18 protein-coding genes and 1 tRNA gene are annotated in these 20993 nt (G+C 47.2%); 13 read left to right on the top strand and 6 right to left on the bottom strand.

Annotated features, from left to right (window positions below):
- Positions 1-37: 37 nt before the first annotated feature.
- From JNN12_03860 to lpdA, 3 genes are all read right to left on the bottom strand, one after another.
- Positions 38-1348 (bottom strand): NupC/NupG family nucleoside CNT transporter, encoded by a 1311-nt coding sequence (locus tag JNN12_03860; protein MBL7977451.1) that lies wholly within the window; start codon positions 1346-1348, stop codon positions 38-40.
- A gap of 65 nt (positions 1349-1413) precedes the next feature.
- Positions 1414-1725: a hypothetical protein gene (locus JNN12_03855; protein MBL7977450.1), complete on the bottom strand. Its 312-nt coding sequence runs from the start codon at positions 1723-1725 to the stop codon at positions 1414-1416.
- A gap of 214 nt (positions 1726-1939) precedes the next feature.
- A complete protein-coding gene (lpdA, locus tag JNN12_03850; protein ID MBL7977449.1) occupies positions 1940-3373 on the bottom strand; it encodes a dihydrolipoyl dehydrogenase in 1434 nt (477 codons plus the stop codon).
- A gap of 262 nt (positions 3374-3635) precedes the next feature.
- Between lpdA and JNN12_03845 the strand changes: the two genes are divergently transcribed.
- The 4 genes from JNN12_03845 to JNN12_03830 all read left to right on the top strand — a co-directional run bounded on the left by JNN12_03845 (position 3636) and on the right by JNN12_03830 (position 6598).
- Positions 3636-4118 carry a GTP-binding protein gene (locus tag JNN12_03845; GenBank protein MBL7977448.1) on the top strand — a complete coding sequence of 161 codons (483 nt, stop codon included), beginning with the start codon at positions 3636-3638 and terminating at the stop codon, positions 4116-4118.
- The gene (locus JNN12_03840; protein ID MBL7977447.1) at positions 4115-5038 is read left to right on the top strand and encodes a hypothetical protein; all 924 of its coding nucleotides are present in this window, start codon (positions 4115-4117) and stop codon (positions 5036-5038) included. Before JNN12_03845 ends, JNN12_03840 begins: the two co-directional genes overlap by 4 nt.
- Before the next feature lie 78 nt (positions 5039-5116).
- On the top strand, positions 5117-6268 hold the full coding sequence (locus JNN12_03835) for a HAMP domain-containing histidine kinase (protein MBL7977446.1): 1152 nt from the start codon (positions 5117-5119) through the stop codon (positions 6266-6268).
- A 144-nt stretch (positions 6269-6412) separates the two neighbouring features.
- Positions 6413-6598, top strand: coding sequence for a hypothetical protein (locus JNN12_03830; protein ID MBL7977445.1), 186 nt, complete (start codon positions 6413-6415; stop codon positions 6596-6598).
- Positions 6599-6773: 175 nt separating this feature from the next.
- Here JNN12_03830 and JNN12_03825 read toward each other — a convergent pair whose 3' ends face one another.
- Together JNN12_03825 and JNN12_03820 are read right to left on the bottom strand one after the other, a co-directional pair.
- Positions 6774-7673 carry a DUF4249 family protein gene (locus tag JNN12_03825; GenBank protein ID MBL7977444.1) on the bottom strand — a complete coding sequence of 300 codons (900 nt, stop codon included), beginning with the start codon at positions 7671-7673 and terminating at the stop codon, positions 6774-6776.
- Positions 7674-7686: 13 nt separating this feature from the next.
- Complete coding sequence (locus tag JNN12_03820; protein MBL7977443.1) at positions 7687-9966, bottom strand: TonB-dependent receptor; 2280 nt, start codon at positions 9964-9966, stop codon at positions 7687-7689.
- Positions 9967-10210: 244 nt separating this feature from the next.
- On the opposite strand from JNN12_03820, the gene JNN12_03815 reads away from it, so the two are divergent.
- The 7 genes from JNN12_03815 (at position 10211) to JNN12_03785 (ending at position 14497) form a co-directional block, all read left to right on the top strand.
- The gene (locus JNN12_03815; protein MBL7977442.1) at positions 10211-11236 is read left to right on the top strand and encodes a hypothetical protein; all 1026 of its coding nucleotides are present in this window, start codon (positions 10211-10213) and stop codon (positions 11234-11236) included.
- Between the two features lie 88 nt (positions 11237-11324).
- Positions 11325-11876, top strand: a complete 552-nt coding sequence (locus tag JNN12_03810; GenBank protein MBL7977441.1) for a hypothetical protein — start codon at positions 11325-11327, stop codon at positions 11874-11876.
- A 186-nt stretch (positions 11877-12062) separates the two neighbouring features.
- A complete protein-coding gene (locus tag JNN12_03805) occupies positions 12063-12530 on the top strand; it encodes a LytR C-terminal domain-containing protein (GenBank protein ID MBL7977440.1) in 468 nt (155 codons plus the stop codon).
- A gap of 148 nt (positions 12531-12678) precedes the next feature.
- Complete coding sequence (gene rsfS, locus JNN12_03800; protein MBL7977439.1) at positions 12679-13065, top strand: ribosome silencing factor; 387 nt, start codon at positions 12679-12681, stop codon at positions 13063-13065.
- A 129-nt stretch (positions 13066-13194) separates the two neighbouring features.
- Positions 13195-13671, top strand: a complete 477-nt coding sequence (locus JNN12_03795; protein MBL7977438.1) for a hypothetical protein — start codon at positions 13195-13197, stop codon at positions 13669-13671.
- A gap of 11 nt (positions 13672-13682) precedes the next feature.
- Complete coding sequence (locus JNN12_03790; GenBank protein ID MBL7977437.1) at positions 13683-14330, top strand: response regulator transcription factor; 648 nt, start codon at positions 13683-13685, stop codon at positions 14328-14330.
- 83 nt (positions 14331-14413) lie between these two features.
- Positions 14414-14497: transfer RNA gene (locus JNN12_03785), tRNA-Leu, on the top strand.
- Positions 14498-14663: 166 nt separating this feature from the next.
- Here the strand turns inward: JNN12_03785 and JNN12_03780 are convergent.
- Positions 14664-15713 (bottom strand): septal ring lytic transglycosylase RlpA family protein, encoded by a 1050-nt coding sequence (locus JNN12_03780; protein MBL7977436.1) that lies wholly within the window; start codon positions 15711-15713, stop codon positions 14664-14666.
- 628 nt (positions 15714-16341) lie between these two features.
- Here JNN12_03780 and JNN12_03775 point away from each other — a divergent pair.
- Complete coding sequence (locus JNN12_03775; GenBank protein ID MBL7977435.1) at positions 16342-17211, top strand: FHA domain-containing protein; 870 nt, start codon at positions 16342-16344, stop codon at positions 17209-17211.
- Between the two features lie 105 nt (positions 17212-17316).
- The gene (locus tag JNN12_03770; GenBank protein ID MBL7977434.1) at positions 17317-20982 is read left to right on the top strand and encodes an FtsW/RodA/SpoVE family cell cycle protein; all 3666 of its coding nucleotides are present in this window, start codon (positions 17317-17319) and stop codon (positions 20980-20982) included.
- Positions 20983-20993: the final 11 nt, after the last annotated feature.

The raw sequence follows: 20993 nt of genomic DNA, 5'->3' as shown, positions 1-20993 counted from the left end.
CTTATATATGCAGTACCGCCCCTTCAAAAATCATGCATTAGAACAGAATTCCAGCGACGGTTGCCGAAAGACACGTGGCCATTGCACCCGCCAAGACGGCCCGGAACCCCAGATTCGCAATCTCGGAACGGCGTTCGGGGGCAAGTCCACCAATCCCGCCAATCTGAATGGCAATGGAAGAGATGTTGGCAAAACCACAGAGGGCATAGGTAGCCATAAGGATTGATCGTTCGGTCATTTGGGCCTTAATCCCGACCAAAGAAGAATAGGCCACGAACTCATTAAGGATAATCTTCTCGCCCAGTAGCCGACCAAACTGTAAAATATCCCTTGACTCCACGCCCATCAACCAAGCGAAAGGCGCAAAGAGGAATCCCAGTACAGACTGCATGGAAAGAGCATCAAAACTACCCCAAGAAACGTTCTTGATCCAAGCATTTAGGTTGTACAATTGAAAGGTTCCAAAAGTAGGAGCACCCAACCAGCCAAGCAGTTCATTGGCCATAGCAATAAGAGCAATAAATGCCAGTAGCATCCCTGCCACATTTGCGGCCAATTTGAGACCATCTGCAGCCCCACCAGCCGCTGCTTCGATCACGCTCTCGGCATTTTTGGCCATTTCTGGCTTAAAATTTGCACCTGTTAGTGGGGTCTCTGTTTCTGGAATGAGCATTTTGGAGAAAAGAATGGCTGCTGGGGCATTCATCATAGAAGCCGAGAGCAGGTGGACCGCAAATTTGGTTTGCTCGGCAGGGGTATCACCGCCCAACATGCCCACATAAGCCGCCAATACGCCACCAGCAAGGGTAGCCATTCCACCCGTCATCAAAGTTAGTAACTCGGAACGTGTCATGCCCGCCACATACGGACGGATAATCAACGGGGCCTCGGTCTGTCCTACAAAGATGTTCGAGGCCGTTGCGAGTGACTCTGCGCCGGATATTCGCATCACTTTGGCCATAAACCATCCGATCCCTTTTACCACAGGTTGCATAAGACCCAAGTAATATAGAACGGCCATTAGCGAAGCAATAAAGATGATGGTTGGTAAGATTTGAAAGGCAAAAATAAACCCGATACCATCCGCTTTTGAGAGTGGTCCGAAGACAAATTCGGCACCAGACGCCGTATAAGACAACAACCGCGTGAACATTTGTCCGACTAATTCAAAGAAATAATAGACGGGTGTTCTTTTGATGATCAGAATGGCCAAGGCCAATTGTAACCCTATGCCAATTCCCACCAAGCGCCAATTAATGGCTTTGCGGTTCGAGGAAAAGGTGTATCCAATCGCGAGAATGGTGGCCACACCAAGCAGCCCGCGCAAAAGGTGCATTGCAAAATCCATAAAATTGCAGGGTTCAGGTTAATGGAAAAACGGTGGAGGCGCAATATACAAAGGAACCACGGGATTTATTCTGGAGTGCTCCGATCTTTTTTGCCACATTTCAGCCGTAGGGTGGTGACGGGCTTCTGAAACAAAATACCTTTCCCTTTTTGACCCCGAACACGCACCAATTGACCGTGATACATTTGTACGGTTGGGCGTGCGGTTTCATCCACCAATAGTTGAATCAGATTGCCTTCTTCGGTCCGTAAAATCCATTCAGAAAACGGTTCATTTCCAACCACTTCCAACATCCCAACATACTGCGTGGTTTTGCATCCTTGAAGGAAGAGCAGCGGTAGAAGCGATAAAAGCAGGATTCGGATGGTTCGTTGCATGATGTTGTAAAATTATGGATGGACTCCTTTGTGTGTGGGCTGTTGAGAGGCTGAGCAACGGAGGGATTTGGGCAGTCACAAGCCATTGCGAGGCATAGATTTTAAAGGTACGAAAAACCAAACACCTTTTGAGAACTTTGCCCGATTCTTGTGTTTGCATGAGAAAAAAAGCGTCATCAGAGGTTAGATGACGCTTTTGCTGTGCTGTTTTACATTACATATTGATGGCGTGGCCATATGCAGCGCGTGCGGCTTCCATAATGGCTTCGGAAAGCGTGGGATGTGGATGAACGGCTTCCTGAACCTCATGATAGGTCGCTTCTGCTTTGCGGGCGGTAACAATCTCGGCAATCATCTCGGTAGCGTCCACCCCAATGATATGACAGCCTAAGATTTCACCGTATTTGGCATCAAAAATAATTTTGACAAAGCCTTCGTTATGGCCAATGGCGGATGCTTTTCCAGAAGCGGTAAAGGGGAATTTACCTACTTTTACCTCGTATCCGGCCTCTTTGGCCTTTGCTTCGGTGAATCCAACCGATGCGATTTGGGGCTGGCAATAGGTACAGCCGGGAACATTGCCGTAATCAAACGCTTCCGGATGATGGCCAGCAATCTTTTCTACGCACAAAACCCCTTCGTGCGAGGCCGCATGTGCCAGCCAGGGCGGGCCATTGATGTCGCCAATCGCATAAATACCAGGTACATTTGTGGCATAAGATGCGTCGTCGCGGCGGGCAACAATCCAGCCTCGATCCATTTGAATGCCTAATTTTTCTAAGCCCAAATTTTCGGTATTGGGTTGTACCCCAACCGCTGAAAGCACCTGATCCACCTCTAAAACTTCTACGCCTTTTTTCGTTTTAACGTGTACTTTACAGCCCGCACCACTGGTGGTATCCACCGACTCCACCACCGATCCGGTTAGAATTCCAATTCCTTGCTTCTTGAAATTACGTTCTAGTTCTTTAGACACTTCGGCATCTTCAATGGGCACAAGGCGATCCATCATTTCTACAATGGTAACTTCGGTTCCCATTTGGTTGTAAAAATAGGCAAACTCCACTCCAATGGCGCCTGCACCCACAATCAGCAATTTTTTGGGTTGCTCGGTTTGAATAAGGGCCTCCGTGGAACCGATAATTTTCTTCCCATCTATCGGAAGGTTAGGCAGGATGCGGGTTCTTGCACCCGTGGCAATGATGATGTGTGCTGCTTCTATGGCTTGAACAGTGCCTTGCTCTTTACCATCCATGTTGACAGCGGGCGCAATAGATACTTTTCCCACAGCCTCGATGGTTCCGTGGCCATATAAAACGTCAATCTTGTTCTTTTTCATCAGAAACTCGACGCCTTTGTTCATCTTGTCTGCCACTCCTCGGCTACGTGCAATCACTTTCGGGAAGTTAATCCCAATCGTTCCCGAAAATTCAATGCCAAAATCAGCCATGTGTTTGGTATAATCCAATACTTCGGCAGATTTTAAAAGGGCTTTGGTGGGAATACAGCCCACATTCAGACAAACACCGCCAAGTTTGTTCTTTTCGATAATGGCGGTTTTAAGTCCTAATTGAGAAGCCCGGATGGCACATTCGTAGCCGCCCGGACCCGATCCGATGACCACGACGTCGTATTTGTTCTGAGCCATAAGGTTAAATCGTTGAAATGAAACAAGCTTAGGTTAAAAATGAAAAGTTAGGGTCATGCTTCCAAATTTCCAATCAAGGGCGCGTGAACTTTCTTGCATTAACAGGGTCTTCTAAGGTGCGTTTCGGATTTGCAAACCATCTTACATGCCCCTATATTCCCATAAAGCGGAGCAGGTCTTTCTTGCAACGGCTTATATGGGGGTATTGAATTACCCATTCATCTTTAGCTCGAAAAGTAATATGATCCAAAAAAAGGTTTGCATGCTCGGTTCATTTGCCGTCGGTAAAACCAGTCTTGTTAAGAGGTTTGTGAACAGCATCTTCTCGGAAGAATACTTGACAACGGTTGGGGTAAAAGTGGATAAGCGTCTTGTGAAACTGAATGAAACCGAGGTCAATCTGATGCTCTGGGACTTACATGGGGAAGACGAATTCCAAAAATTGCGTCTCTCTTATCTAAGGGGGATGTCTGGATATATTTTGGTTGTGGATGGTACACGAAAGATTACATTAGACCGTGCCCTTGCCTTGCAACGAAATACCGAAGCAACGTTTGGTCCGGTCCCTTTTATTTTGGTCCTTAATAAAGCCGACCTTGCGGGCGAGTGGCAACTTTCCGAAGAACAGATAGAAGGCCTTTTGTCTCAGGGGTGGTTAATCAAAAAAACCAGTGCGCTCACTGGCGAAGCAGTGGTCGAGATCTTTGAACTATTGACCGAACGCATGCTCCAAGAGACCTCATGAACCTATTGCCTGTCTCCGTTAAAACTTATCTGGAATCCATTTCCATCGAACGGTTCCGACCAGCGTTTGTTCAGGCCGATCCTGCCGGAAATATCGTTTTGGTTGGCGGAGATTGGTTCAACCTGGGTATCCCTGAACCTTTGCCAAACACCATTCTTGAGATGGTGCCCCTCTTGGTGGGATTGTTGCCGCTGAATGGGGAGTCTTTTCTGATTTCAGATGTACACATGAATAATGGTCGCATTGCAGATGCACACTTTTTTCATGAGCCAGATGGAGATTGGGTAGTGTTTGTGGATGTCACCCTGCAACACATCGAGAAGCAACAATTGTTTCAACAGGCAAATGAACTCCAGTTGATCAAGCAAAATCTTGGAAAACTCCGAATAAATGGTCATGGACGGATGGCCAGTGCCCTACAACAGGAGTTGATTCATCGCTACCGAGAGGGTGCCCAAGCGCAAGTGGTGGTATTAGAGGTGGTGTTCGATGTTGATACTGCGGTAAAAGATCCACAAACCATACAAGTGGCTTTGGGAGGCATAGGGGTGTTGCTTCAACAGATCGAGAAACTCCTCGGCGAAGCCTTGGCATGGCCTGTTTTTGTTGCTGCTGCCGGATTTCAGGCCGTATTAGGGATCATTCCTACCGATAAAGACTTGCAAGAAGTGACGGGGGAACTTACCGAAAAACTGCTCGCTTTGATGCCCTTGGCCCCTACCTATTTTGATGCAAAAAGTGGCCTACGCCCCGTCATATTTTTGCGTGGTGGAATCTCACGAGGGGGCGCATGGATTGCCAATGTATCCATTTATGGCCAAAACCGACTTATGATTCTGGGGGAAGCAATAGACAAAGCACGTGAATTAACTTCAAAAGCCAAACCAGGTCAAATTTTAAGCGAATTCTTAGTACATTAATCCCTCTTGTGGGCTTATTTTTCAGTGCTATCCTGTTACGTGTGCCTTCACGCAACCAGTTCCAAATCACTATCCGCCATGAAACAAGAAATAACTGCCCATAAAGCACCCCCGATAGACCAAACCTTGCTGCCAGCCTTGCTAAAAGCGATGGATACGGTAGTTTTTGAACGAAGAAAGTTGGGAAATTTTGTGGTTGTAAGCGAGGTCCCTGAATGGTTTCCTCGGTTGTACCCCAACTTCGAACAATATTTGCAGAATCACCAGCTCGGACAACTTTCTCCGGTTTTGGACAACTTCCTGATTGATGCGGAGCGGCTGTGGCAAACCCATACCCACCAACAACTGCAATCTGGCGTTTGGGAAGAAACAGATGGGCAAGACGACGACTATTTTTTGGAAGCAACGGCCCTATTTGTACAAAACCGACGTATCCTACTGTTGAGGTCTATGGGGAGTACCTTTGCCGAACGCCAAATGTTGCTCCAAAAAGCACGCGAACACACGCTGGAATATCGTCGGGTGCGCGATGAAATGGAGCAGAAAGATGTATTATTACATACCATCGTACATGATATGTCTGGGCCTCTTGCGGGCCTAAAAGGTTATCTGGATCTGTTGGGGAAAGAAAGTCTGAGTGCAAATGGCCGCGAGTTTATTGAAATCTGTCAGAGACAAGCGGCACGTCTTGATAAATTGGTGTTGGAGATTTTAGACTCATTTTCTGCGGAACTGGATTCCGGAGATTTTGCTGCACCGACGCCCAATGAAGCGCCAGATATGCTGGTTATCACGTTGGATGTTATTAAGTCTGTTTTATCCACAGCCCTACTTAACAAAGTAAACTTACTGTTGGATCCTGAAACAGACCAAGAAATCAACTGGAAGGTAAATGCAGATAAATTGCGGTTGGAACGGGTAATGTTTAACCTAATTGGAAATGCCTTGTGGCATAGTAGTGAAGGCGGAACAGTTCTGGTACGCATGACCGACGTGGGAAAAAACATTCGCGTTCAGATAGAAGATGAAGGGCCGGGTATTCGTCCGGATTTGGTAGAGGTGGTCTTTCAAAAATTCCAGCAAGGCAAAGAACGTCGTGGAAAGTTGGGTTTAGGGCTGTATTTCTGTAAGATAACCGTAGAACATTGGGGCGGGAAGATTGGATATCTGCCACGCGAGGGCGGCGGCTCGGTATTCTGGTTCGAGTTGCCCCGCCCAGCCCTGTTTTGAAACTGTTGCTGAAACAAGATGGCTGTTGATCATTCGCTGACGTACCGCACCTTGCGCTTTCGGAACTTGGGTCATCGGAGTCGCTAGGACAGGCTTCGTGGGTTTGTTGTCTCGAAACTTTAGGGCACACGGGCAATCTGGAAAATGCCCTCCGCAATTGTACTTTTGCATGTCGCGCCAAGTGGCGTGGCGCTTCTGTCAGTCCCCATCGAAATTGGGGTGATTGGTCTGATAAAGTTCCTTTTAAAAACATTGGTCTATCGCGACTCGTTGGACGAGTTGCCGGCTGTTTCTTGGAGTAGATACATGCGCCAGTTGTTGTCTGGCTAGTCAATTGCTGTTTTTCGAGACCAAAGAACGGCTTGGAGTACCCATTTGGGCTTGGATTGGCATGGAGTGGCCGGCTTACTCCAGACGTGGGGTATCAACTTTCAGGCAAAAAATAAGGGAACGGCGCGTATTTACACCATTCCCGGCACTTCTATCCAACCCTTGCAAGAACCCGTTATCGTGTGACGGTCATCAGTGAAGTAGCCTGTGCCAAACTGCCAAAAACACCTGTTCCACCCACAACATTGGTGACGGCATTTGGAATTTCGCCGGGTGAGAGGGTGGAACCGCCTAATTGAACCGATTGTGTGCGGAAGAAGTTGTAGGTCGCATCGTCTAATACGGTGGTTGTAACGCGGTTTCTCCCAAAATACACCACCGTTAACCAAGGCAGTTGTACCAGTAGATTGCCTTCGGGCGTGCGGTAGTTGGCTTCATTCAAAATGGGCGAAGCATACACCTTAGGGGGCTTGCGGTCTCCGCCAAAACCATTCTCCGGATCCCAGAAAGGTACCAGATTGGCCGTAGAGGGGGTTAGACCCTCTACCGAGAAGATAAAATATGCCTGACGATTGGGGTTTAAGCTGGGACTAATCAGTTGCTCAAATTGGGGCTGCTGCTGATACTTAAACGTGTCTCCATTGGTTCGGATTACACGCATGGTATCAGGAACCAAAGTTTTTGCACTGATCACTTCAGGGTGGTCTGGAAAGGTAATACGTAGTGAATAGGTGCGATTGGGCATTACCAAGGATGTGGTATCTAAAGGCTTGAACATACTCACCGAGTCTGGATCGGCCACATAAATAAACGTTTTTTCCGGCTGGCCCTGTGTATTTAATAGCTGCACCTCCACTGTTGCATTTTTTACCGCTGTCGCTTCTAAACTATATACTTCATTGAGCGGTACGGTAGCAGAGACCGAGATAGGACTCAACGGCTCAAGCGCGATGAGATACCCCTGTACCACATATTGTTTTTTATAGGCGTCTTGCTGGTAGGTGTCGCATCCGTTCACCAAACCGATGAGCAAGAGGAGAGATATGATTTTTACTGGACGAAAAAAGGTATTCATAAGAAAAAATGATTTAGAACCGGATGGTGTAGGCTATATTAGGAAGGATCGGTAGTTGAAGGGTGTCTATACGCTTGACTGGGTTCGCCTCGAAGTCATATTGATAAAACCAGATGTTTCGGTGCGAATATGCATTGATCAATTGTAGCTGTAACTCCGATTTCCCCCAGCTACCTACGTTGCCTTTACGGGTAAAACCCACATCCAGACGATGGTAGGCAGGTAAACGGCTTGCATTGAGTTTACCTACCGTCAGCACATCCCCGCCGATATTGGCAGAGCCTTCCCCAAATGGGCTATTGATATAGGTTCGTCCCAAAGGCTCGGTATAGGCTTGACCAGTGGCATAAGAAAAAACAGCCGTTGCCGTCCATTTGGAAGACAAGTCGTAGTTGGCGGTCACATTTAGGTCGTGTGTTCGGTCGTACTTGGGTGGGTAATACGCGCCATTGTTGATATTGGGAAACTTTCGCCAAGTTCGTCCAAAGGTATAGCCTACAAAACCATTCAACCGACCCGCATATTTTTCCAAGAAGAACTCGGTTCCCCACGCATATCCTTGTCCAAATCGGAAGAGTTTGTTATAGGGCAATCCGGCGGTGTCACTCAAAAAGGGGTCTAAGTCGAAGAGGTCGTTCATATTGCGATAATACCCTTCTACATCCAAATTCCATCCCTTGAAAGGTTTGGTTTTAATTCCCAATAAAAACTGGTCGCCCCATGCAGGCTTAACGCCGTCGTCTGCCGTTACCCAAACATCAAACCCAGAGAAGGCTTCGTTGGTGATAAGCGATAAAAATTGGTAATAACGTCCATAGGCGGCTTGGATGCGAAGCCATTCGCTATATGTAAAATCGGCAGAAAGGCGTGGTTCGAGGCGTAAATAATTCCCATCGCCAAAATAATTGGCCCGTAGTCCAGCCTTTAAAGACCACTGGATATTAGGACGCCATGTTTCTTGTGCGTAGCCCGATACATAAGGCGTTTGGATGTCTAGCACCTCATTTGTGATCTCATTAAACGAGTCTTGCAGGAAAATGGTCATACGCCCGGCCCAAAACCCCACTTGCACTTGATGTGCCGGATTAGGAATATATTCAAAATCTCCTTTGGCAGACCATTCCGTCACCTCATTCCGGCGTTTGAATTCGGTGGAGGCAATTTTTCCACTCGGACTACTAAAGTAGCGGGATCCAGTAAACGTAAAGTTGGAAAAAAGTTGGGGGGAGAAAATATGCGTCCAATTCGTATTGCCCGTTACGTTCCCGTACCGTACCCTAAACGCCGTTTGCTCGCCAACCGGAATGCTCACATTATCTTGTCCGGCATAAAAACCTAAGCTCACCTTGTCTTTGGGTGTAGAGTCATAGGTAAACTTCCCATTAAAGTCGTAGAAATAAAAATTGTCCGGAATGCCTTGGAACCGTGGCTTGCCGTCTTCATCTTTCAGGTTGCGCAAGACGGCCAAAACAGGCTCGGTTGTAGAGCGCCGCGCAGCCAGCATCCAACTGCTCTTCTCTTGTTGAAGGGGCCCCTCTAACGCAATGCGGGAGGATAATAAACCCAAACTCGCGACGCCTTGCACCTGCTTGCGGTTCCCCTCTTTATTGTAGATATCCACCACCGAGCCCAGACGCCCGCCATACTCTGCCGGATAGCCGCCTTTGTAGAGTTTTACATCCTTAATGGCGTCGGGGTTGAAGGTGGAGAAAAACCCGAAGATATGGGTGGGGTTATAGACCGTTGTTCGGTCTAACATAATCAAGGTTTGATCGGGACTGCCACCCCGAATGTACAAACCGCTGGAGAAATCCGAAGAACTCTTAATCCCCGGTAATAATTGCAAAGACCGGAAAACATCTGCCTGCAAAACCGATGGCAAACGGGTGATCGTAGAGACCGACATTTGGGTAACTCCCACATTGCGTTGTTCCGCCTCTTCGCGGTCTGAGGTTACGGTTACTTCCACCGAGGTATCTTCCGGTTCTAGACGAATGTCTAAAGTAAGGGCTTGCCCTTCAGATAAAATCACAGAAAAGCGGTTCGTTTTGTAACCTATATAGGAGCAGGAAACGGTATAAGTGCCTGCTTTGAGTCGGCTAAGGGTATAGTATCCACTGGTATTGGTAACCGTGCCAGTGGTTGTGCCTTGTATCAGAACGGTAGCTTGAATCAATGTTTCGCCCGATGAGGCGTCTCGCACATATCCGCTTAGAGAAGCATTTTGGGCGTATGTTGGCGCCAAGGAACAAAGGAATAGGAGGATAACAAAACCCAAAAAACGATGTAGCATACAAGAAGGGGTTGATGACAGGGCCGCTGCATTGGCCTAAGATGTCTTGTTAAACGTATCCGCTTCTCTGGTTGTTTCTGAACATGCCATGAAGTATCCAGAAAATATTGGGTGAAAAGGTTTTGCTCATACAATATTCTTACCATCTCTTTAATAAAAACAGGATGGTTTATGAAGGGGAGGAATGTATTTTTTACTATTATGCAAATTCATTTTTTCTTGTTCTACTTAAACCTGCATCACCATGAAAACCTACCACCATTCGGTGCTGCTGGCCCTTTTCTTGCCACTATGGGCCTTTGCACAGCAGTCATCTCCAAACGTTCCATGTAAGCCGGGAACACCTACGGAACAAGCCCGGTGTCTCTTGCGTCCTGTGGGCAAATATGGCTTGCTCGGACCCACCCGCATTGCCTTGCCCGATCCACTGGAAAATCTTGTCGGAAAACGGGTTGGGCTTACTGCGCGTGAATTGCGGGCTTATCTCGCCAAGCAGAAAATGGATGAAGCAGATCTGGGCGGCTCTGTCTTTGCAAAGGTTTCGCAAAACGACCAAAAAATCCCAGCACGCTATTTTGTTATCCACGATACAGGCACGCCTACTTTAGAGAAAGACAGTTCTTTTCCTGTGGATATGAATGAAGCCGGATGGTCTTACAATGATTTTGGATTTTATCCGACTCTTGCACATGTTATCATTAACCGAGTAGGGGCATCAGCCACAAAAGCGACCTTTGATATACCACTGGCCACGACCCAATATGAAAAGGAAAAAGAAGATCGCGTGGGGCTTTTTTTAAGTGTCTCTTTGATACAACCTCGGATGCGCGATGAAACAGGCTTGGATGCCCTTGCGCCAGAAGAAGGGTTTACCTTGGCACAATATGATCGTTTGGCACTGGTCTATATAGCTGCAAGTGTGCGGAAGGGCTATTGGCTGGTTCCTGCTTTTCGTGCATCGGTGGATGCAGGTTTGAGCGAAGCCCATGATGCCCCCCAACGCTTTGACCTTAGCCTCTGGGCGGAGCGAATGGCGCAATTGGCAAATGAACTCAAAATCAATACGAAAGCTACTCCACGAAATACAAACCGGACGAGGCCCAGAAGCACTTCCTCTACCAAAACACAGATGAATGAACGAAAAAAGCCACAGACCCCAAAAAGCACACGTTCGTCTTCCGGAAACACCCTCTCTAATCCCAAAAACAAACCTTCTAATGTTCAAAACCAGAACAGCAAAAAACCAGCGGCCCGCACCAACAATCGGTAAAATCGGGAACCATTTGCTGTTTGGGCGATTAAGAGGGTTAATATATACTTTAATCCATTCCGTTCATATTCATTCAGACCTTTGGGCTATGCGTAAAATAATTCTGCTGCTACTGGTTTTTTTGGGTACCTTTGTAGGTGCTGCTCAGGCGCAATTGCGCAAAGATACCGCCAAGTTACGCCCCACCAGTTCCGTTTTTAATTCGCAGGGTCTTTTGTCTAAAGTCTTTGCGCCAGATAAGTTTCGGCTTTCTCATAGCTACGAACTCAGTACGGGCGCTTATGGAGGCTTGGGGTTAACGACTGGTATGTACACTGCCAGTATGAACTGGAATTTGGGGCAAAAATTAGATGCGAATGTGGATGTAAGCGCCTTGCACGCGCCTTTTGGAAAAACCACACTCGCCCAGCAATTAATGGGGCAAGACAATGTTAAAGTCTTTGTACGGAATGCCTCCTTGTCGTATCGTCCCGCTAAAAACCTAATGCTAAATCTCTCCTTTCAACAAAACCCGTATGCACCTTATGGTTATTATGGATATGGCTATGAAGATGCTTCGCGATTTGGATACACCCCGCCCTTTGGAAATCGTGTGGGACTACGCGTTGGAACAGGTTCTTTAGGGGATGGAAATTGGTGATTACACTGGTAATTCTCTATGTGGGCGCAGGGACAACTGGAACTTGCGCCTATTTTGTTTTAAACTTGTCAATAGACCTGCAAAATAAACTATCTTCCGACAAAAAATGCGCCCACGGACATCAGGCTCGTCCGAAATTGATTTGACTCGAAACATTACTTAACCAGCCACCTTTCTGACTTGGGAATGGAACCTTCCGCTTTACAGTCGTTTTGGCGAGACCAAAAATTAAATATCGGTCTGGTATTGGCCATTCTTTTGATGCTCGTCTTGATATGGGCATTGCTTTCACGGCTAATCACGCCCAGTACCAGCCCCGAACGTGTTGCCAATCCGCTAAATCTGATGGGGCAACGTATTCAATTGGAAATACGGAATGCTACACAAGTAAAAGATGTGGCTGCAAATGTTCGGACTTATCTGGAAAACTATGGTTTTGATGTGGTAGAAAGCGGGAACGCAGAAAAAAAAGGCGAAGCCTATACAGTGGTCATAGATCGGTCTGGGGTGAAGGAACATGCCGAACGCATTGCCTATTTATTGGGCGTCCCCACTAATCGTATTCGGCAAGAAGTGGTGCCGGATGCCTTTTTAGATGTAACGGTCGTGCTTGGCGACGACTACCGAAACCTAAAACCCTTCCAACCGAAATAGAAGAATAAGGCATCCAATGCTTGAAATAAGTTGCCCCACAAGGGAATGGAAACGATTCATACACAGGCATAATTTTTACGAAGTTAGAACTGACGATAACTGAATGGAAACATTGAATGATTTATCCGGGCAACCGGAGCGTAAAAAAATGGAAAATGCAGCCCCGGCAAAAGATATTGCACGAGAGGCGATTTTTGCGGCCTTCGGAAAAAAAGCAACCGATGTCGTGGTCATGGACATTCGTGAGGTAAGTGGCATTGCGGATTATTTTGTGGTCTGTACAGGCGATTCACCGCGCCAGATCAAGGCCATTGCCGATGGTATCCGTGAAGAAGTACGGGAAGTACTGGATGAAAGGCCTTGGCGTAGTGAAGGATACAAACAGCAGGAGTGGATATTGCTCGATTACGTTGATGTGGTCGTACATGTCTTTAATGAGGAAAAACGGACCTATTTTGGGTTGGAACGCTTGTGGGGAGATGCGCCCAAAGAAGCAGTGCAGGATGGGACAACGCATATTGCTCTCCTGAGTTAAGGGTACTTCCGTACAGCCATATTTTTTGCCTGTTCAAGAGGGAAAAGAAGCCATTCGCCCGATCGTCGTGCCTCTTTAACGCGCTATTTGTTAGGTTCCTTTAAAATATAACCTTAACACGTTTGCGTCATGTTTCTCCGTTTTATCAGTTGGTTGAGTATGGGCTTTATGGCGGTCTTGATTGCCGCTTGTAGTGGACTTCAGCCCACCGCATTAATACCCGCTTCAGGGCGTCCGGCGGAAGAGGCTTCCCAAATCGCCACTATCAAGCCGATTTCTCCAGATGCAGCCTCTGCCTATCGGATAGGACCCGCACCCGTAGATACAGTTCAAGTGCGGGCCGAAGATGCCAGCAGCCAAGGAGCCGCCGTAGAAGTGTTGGTCAAAGGGTATCTGGCAGACGGCTGTACCGAACTCCATGAGGTTGCACAGACACGAGATTCCGCAACCATCCGGGTGGACTTGCTTGTACGCCGCAAAACCCAAGTCATGTGTACCATGGCCGTTCGTCCGTATAGGTTCTATCTTAAATTGAATGACCGACTGACTTCCGGCGCCTACCAATTGGCCTTAAACAACCAAGTGTACTCGTTTCGGGTAAAATAATACCGTTTGCCATGCCCATTCGCCTCTTGATAGCAGATGATCATCCTTTGATGCGGCATGGAATTCGTAACCGAATGGCCGAGGAAAAAGACATTGAGGTGGTGGCAGAGGCAAAAGATGGTATAGAAACCATCCAACTCGTTATGGAGCATGAACCGGATGTTTTGTTGCTTGATTTGGACATGCCGGAAGCTAATGGTATGGAAGTACTCGAAAAATTGTTTCAGCTGCGGTTCAAAACCAGAATTTTGATCTTAAGCGCTTATATAAGTCCCCATTATGTGAAGCGGGTACTTACTTTTGGGGTAACAGGCTATCTAAGTAAACGGGAATCCCTTGATACGATTGTTGAAGCGGTACGGGGCGTGGCATCAGACAATAACGGGTGGTCTCGTCCCGATATTGCCCAACATCCGGCAAGCCAAATCCGAAATAACTATACAACGCCAGAAAATTCGTATAATGTATTAACAGGCCGTGAGCGCGATGTTCTGATTGCCGCAGCCAAAGGCTTGTCTATAGAAGCGATGGCCGATGCACTCTGCATCTCTGTTCATACCATTCGCAAACACTTGTCTAATATTTATGAAAAAATTGGCGTTTCGGATAGATCCGAAGCTGTGGCGTGGGCTTGGAAGATCAAACTGATGGAAACTTGAATGAAGAAAAAGTTCCGATACTTTTTTTGTAGCTATAGACTTGCGATATGCCCAATACAACTGTATATTATGAATCCATTTAAGCCCGAATGGCGGAATTGGTAGACGCGACGGACTCAAAATCCGTTGGCAGCGATGTCGTGGGGGTTCGAGTCCCTCTTCGGGCACAATAATAAAAACCGAGTAAATGCTATTTTTTACTCGGTTTTTTGTGTTTCGATAGAGCATTGAGGGATAAAACTTCTTAGAATAAGTGTCAATCCCAAATCTGACAAAGAAAAAAGCCCACTTCGCATGAAGTAGGCTTTTGAATCCGGAACAGAGTAAGCCTCTTTACTTTGCCGCCTCGGTTGGCATTGCTTTAACGAAGCCATCGAAGCCTTTCAGTTGTAAAAATGCTAGGGCGATCTTGGCTTCTTTTTCTGATTCGTAGCGATTGTAGTTCACCCGATTCATGGTGCTGCTCCCCACAATCGCGGTTTCTAGCCAAAAACCTTCTTGAAAGGTAAGGGCCCGTTGCGCCAATTGGGGGTCTTTCAGGTTAAAAACTTGTATCGTGTAAACCCCGTCGGGTTTGTGTGGAGGCTCAATAACCGGATGGCCATCGAAGGTTTCTTCCACCTCGACCACCTCTTTTCGGTCTAAGCGATACAAGTGTACTGTCCCTACACCGCCAATACCTAGTTTGCGGGCTGCAGCGGCAGAGAGGTCTATGACCCGTCCGCGGACAAAAGGACCGCGGTCATTGATGCGAACCACAACCGATCGGCCATTTCGGGGGTTAACCACACGGACCATCGTTCCGAAAGGCAGGGAACGATGTGCAGCAGTGAAGGCTGTGTTATTGAATCGTTGACCACTGGCGGTACGCCTGCCATTAAATTTGTTGCCATAAAAACTGGCACCGCCCGTCTGAAACGCCTTTCCGGCCGTTTTTCCAACGGCTTCGTAGGTTTTTCGTCGGGGGGCGGAAACCAATTTGTCTGTTTCGATTGGCTTATATATGTCTTCGGCTATAACATGTAGAATAGTTGTTTTTTTTACCCTTAGTCTTTCCGAAACAGCCGGGGTAACCCAATAGTCAAGTTCGGATTGTGAAGACACTCGGTCATTTACCACGACCTGTAACGTATCTTTGGTTGCTGGGTTTACCAATCGCAGTTTGGTCTGAAAGGGATATATGCGATGGGCAACAGTAAAAGCATTGGGGTTATAAGCAATGCCGCTGGCGGTGGACTTTCCGTTTACGGAGTCTGGATAAACAATGGCCCGTCCTTTTTCAATAACAGCATATTGTTTAGATGCGGACTGGGCAGTTGCAACAGGTGCAGGATGGAGGAAAGTGAGGAGGGCTTGGAGGATAAATATGTTGAATAAGCTCATATATAAAGGGTTGGTTGAACATAGGGGACCCCAGTAGGTGCCCTTGGTGTGGGACATAGATGCGCACGCCCGAAAGGGTGGTTGGCCCATTCTTTGTTTGCATAGGAAGTGCCCCAGATCAAAAAAACTACACATAGGAATATTGTTTCATCTGATTCTTGTTGTAGTCTTCAAGCAGACCACATGGTTTCTTTGCAGACGAAGGAAAATGTGCAGACTCTTGATAGTTCTTGCGATAAAAATTCATTTTAGGCGCAAGTGCAATGCGTTTTGGGTGGAAAGTCAGGAGGGCTGGCGGAGCAACAGGGTGGGTATAGAGAATATATCAAATAATCTGTGGTACCGCAAGTAGCTGATTTTATTACCCATTTCGGCCTTGTTTGGGGCATACACACACCCTTAAGGATGTGATTGTCGTATTTTTGGATGGAGACTTGGGATGGATTGTTTAATTTGGGTAACAGCAGGCCCGACATGTTATATTTATCCCGTAAAAAACCGACTTGTTTATCCTTTGAAACTTTTCGTCTCTCGGTGACGAAATATTGTTTGTTTACGATTTTTCTATTGAACAGCCACCGATAAATAAGTATCATTCGGATTAGATGCACGTAAACTTCAATTCATTATGCAAGATACATCCCGTCGCCCCAGTGCCCAAGAAATTGTGGATACGGTTGCCGAAGCCATGAAAAATGGTGCAGAACCTTTTGATAAGGAGGCTTATTTGGTTCCCATTCACTTTCAAGTATTGCTGCATCCTACGGCGTATAAAGAAATTGCGCCCACTTTTTCGTATTTGAATGAGCGTATTCGGGCGCGGTTAGACAAAGAACTGCGGGCCATGAACCTGCGCCAAAACAAAACACCTCTTTTGAGGATGGCACGATGGATTAGTCGCTTCTGGGGAAAGCCCGAACCTGCAACCATTGGGAACGTCAAGGAGGTGTATCAGCGCACGGTGGCAGCATGGTACTTGGATATTCATCCGGTGTACGATGCGGATACCCCATTGGGCTATATTGGCGTAAAAGCGAGCCTTCATCGAGACAAAGCAGAGGAACGTTTGGGAGAGATGGCCCATCAACCTACCCGTAATATTGTAGCTCCTTTAATGGCACCAGCCCGTTCTTCGGGCAATACAACGCCCTCCGCACAAGCTATGCTTGCTTCACCTGCCATCCCCTCTGCATTTTTAGAGTATGCCGATCTTGCAGGAAGGCAAACCTACCAAATTGTAAAACAAGATTTTATTATTGGTCGTTTAGATCCCGGAAGCCGTCGAGTAGATTTGGCCCTTCAAACGAATGGAGAGGTCTCTCGAGAGCATATACGGGTTCACTTTACGCCCGAGACCAATACGTTTTACGTTAAAGATACGAGCCGTTTTGGCACGTATCTTAACCATCATCGCATGGAACCGGGGCATTGGCACCCCCTCCAATCTGGCGATGAATTATCTCTTGCAGGTCAGGTACAACTCATCTTTCGGATGTAGTTTTATCCTTTAGGTCTTATGTTTAAGTTGTTATTTTTATTCTTTTTTGTTTTGTTTGCGGTTTGGTTGTTTATCCAGCAAATCCGGGACTCGAACGCATAGCCCATGTCAACCTTTACAGAGCGCACGGTTACGAACGCAAAAATGCCCTTTCGTCATGAACTGCGGAGCCAAGAGGCTCTTTGGCTGGCTTTTGCAACCCTGGCCATGGTTTTTGGTTTTGCCGCCTTGTTTTTTACCAAAACAGAAGCATTTGGCGAGACAGAACAGCTAATGGTCCAAAAAAAGGTGATTAACCTAAATGCGATGAACAATCCGGCTGAATTGCGAGATGTAATGCGAAGCCTGTATCCGGATGCAAAAGACCAGCGTTTTGTTGCAGATGCCATCTTTAACCGCGCACAGACAGGTGAAATCCCGAATGTAGGAACGCTGAACAAGTTAAAAGTGCCTGCACGCGAAATTGAACAGAAAGGAGGTGAAAGCCTAAAAGCGCGGTTAGAAAATTCTTGGAAACAAATAGGTCTCTCCGCCAAATTGGTTGCACAGGAACGGGGACGCCCCAAATCATATCCATCCGTTGTCCGACACCGAGGAGGCCCCTTTCGTATTTCCGGCTCTGTTCGCGATGCGACGGGCAATCCACTTTCAGGGACATTGGTTACCTTGGATTCCGAAGTGCGTCGTGATACCGTCCGGACCGATGCATCAGGCGAATTCGTTTTCGAGGGCTTAGGTGCCAATCGCGACTACTACGTGCTGGCCATGAAGCCGGATATGGAGTTTCGCCGTGTCCGTCATCTAACCCTTCGAGACCATGAAGAAGCACATTTTACGGCCCAACCCCATACCATAAGATTGATTGAAGCTGCTGTTTTTTCAAGGCTTAAGCCCCAAGTTGTTGTCCGACACCCTAACGATTTTACCTATGCCCTTTTTCTATTTGGAGGCTTGTTTCTGGCCTTGTTCTGGCTTGTGCATGTGGTATGGCGTTTTCGGCAGTTTAATGGGGATCCTTATATATTGTCCGTTTTAATGATGTTAACAGGGCTGGGGTTGTTGATGATGTTTGCCATTCCGGATCCTCTGCGGGATTTGTTGAGGGGGTGGGATACTGTTCTGGCCATCGGGGCAGGGTTGGTTTTCTTTACGGCCTTGTCCCTAATAGATATCCAGCATTGGGGGTATGATTATAGCGAAACGGGGAATCGGAGTTTTTGGTGGTTAGGGGGGGCTGCGCTGATTTCTCTTCTGCTACTCACCATTGGTTTTGGGCCAGAAGGGAGTACGGCCAAAGTGAATTTGCGGTTGTTCCTGTTTTTTGGGCCAGAGATCCAGCCTGTCGAAATCATTAAATTGTTCTTGTTAATCTTTTTTGCGGGGTATTTGGCCAGAAAATGGCAGTTTATCCGCCAATTAGATGCGCACCTACCGATATGGGTGGAGTGGGCCGGCATCCGCTTGCCCAATCTAAAGGCGATGTTGCCCATCTTGTTTGGTGTAGCGTTTGCCCTTTTGTTTTTCTATTTACAAAAAGACCTTGGTCCGGCCCTGGTTATTTGTACCACCTTCTTGGTACTCTATGCTTTTACTCGGCATCATTGGGCGGCATTAGGGCTTGGTTTAGTTTTGCTTATCGCCGGATTTTGGGTGATGTATCAGTTAAATCCAACGGTGGGTTCGCGAATTGAGATGTGGCTTTCTCCTTGGGATAACGAAGCAGACGGCGGAGATCATTTGGCATATTCATTCTGGTCACTGGCTGCGGGTGGCTGGTTGGGGCAGGGTTTAGGGGATGGCTCTCCAGCAGATACACCCGCTGCCCATACAGATATGATCCTTTCTGCGATTGGCGAGGAATTGGGGTACTTTGGTTTGGTGGCGGTGGTTTTGCTTTATGCCATATATTTTCATCGTGGTTTAGCGATTGCTTTAAGGACCGATGCCCGCTTTAGTCTTTTTCTAGGATTGGGTATTGTGGCTTCAACGATGATCCAATTGGTGTTGATTGCGGGAGGGGTTTTTGGATTGTTGCCCCTAACAGGTGTTGTGTCACCCTTTCTCAGTTATGGAAAGGTGGCTGTGATCATGCACTTGGTTTTTGCGGGATTGTTGATGAGCCTTTCCAATCAAAACCCGTCGGAGCAATTTCGGCAAATTCAGGAAAAGGATTTCGGAAAACCGATACAAACTTTACGGTATGCGTTCTTGGTGCTGGGGTTGCTGGTCTTGGGACGTGTTGGGTATCTTCAATTAATTCAAGCAGATGAGGTTTCGCTTAAGCAAGCACTCGTCATACAATCCGATGGCCTTAAAAGTTATACGTATAACCCACGTATGCTGCGCATTCGCGACGCCCTGCCTTTAGGGAATATATATGACCGGAATGGGATCCCGCTTGCTGCCTCGGATACGAGTGCTTTTACTTCTTTTAAAAAAATATATCGGGAACTTGGATTTCCACTAAGTAAAAATGAGTTGCTTTCACCTAAGCGTCATTATCCTTTTGAGGCACTCACCTTTTATTTACTGGGGGACCTCAATAATCGGGTAAAGTGGAATGCTCCGAATGGCCTGTATGCCGAAAATAGATACCTTTCTACCTTGAGAGGGTATGATAACAAGCCCGTGGCCCGGAGGATCACCCATCGGCTGGCAGATGGCACCGATACGACCTATACGGTGGTTAAGTTCGATTATTCGCCGTTATTACCTTTCTTGCGGGGAGCGGATCCGAAAAATGCAGATAAAATTCTGAATACAAAGCGTGACCTAAAGCTGACCATTGATGTACGGCTTCAGCAAAAAGTGGCGGAAGTCTTGCGGCTTAAAACTGCTCAAATGGGGTTGCAGAAGAAAAATCAGATTGTTTCGGCCGTGGTGTTGGATGCCAAAAAGGGCGACTTGCTGGCTTCGGTATCGTACCCATTGCCCCACGAAGTCTTTATTTCCCCCAGTCTGGCCCAGTCTAAGGTGTCACTCTTCGATCATGCACTCTATGCGTCTAAGCCTCCAGGCTCTACCCTCAAAGTGGCGACAGCCATGGCGGCCTTCCGAAGAGGAGGTGATGGTGCTGCGAATTGGACGGTGTTGGTAGATCAACGGAACCGTTGGGGACGATATTTTAGGTCAGGAGAGCCAAGTGGTGTGGTGGATATGGAAAAAGCGGTTGTATATTCCGGAAATGTCTATTTTGCAAGTTTGGCAGCCGATCGTGTGGGACCTGAAGGAATGTTATATGTTTTGGATGCGTTTGGTTTTGTGGTTCGAAACAGCGCATTTGAAAAACAACAAAAATTAGAACGACTGTATGCAAACAGCCTTCATAACTTGGCACAGGCTGGATTTGGACAAGGGGAAGTTGTGGGGGCACCTATTAATGTGGCGCGGATGGCGGCGGCTGTTGCCAATGAAGGCAAAGCAGTAGAACCGCGATTTTTTCTTGAAGAGACCACGTTTGTAGGAGCGCCGAAGACCATTTTGACAACTGGTCAGGCGGCTTTGCTTAAAAACATGATGCGAAAGGTGGTAACTACGGGAACGGCAAAGTCCATTGCCGGAAACCGTTCGCCCATTTCTGGAAAAACCGGAACAGCCCAACAAACCGGACATCTTGATCATGCTTGGTTTGTCGGCTTTGTTCCCGACGGCAAAGGAAGCCATCTGGTGGTGGCAGTGCTCGCCGAAGATTCCGGAAAACATGGAGGGGATGTTGCACCCATCGCAGGTGCCATCATAGATGCTGCCCGTAATTTGGGCCTAATTAAATAAGCCTATTATCC

The organism is Bacteroidetes Order II. bacterium, assembly GCA_016788705.1.
In the GTDB taxonomy this organism is placed as follows: Bacteria; Bacteroidota; Rhodothermia; order Rhodothermales; family UBA2364; genus UBA2364.
This window is presented reverse-complemented; position numbering and strand designations above follow the sequence as displayed.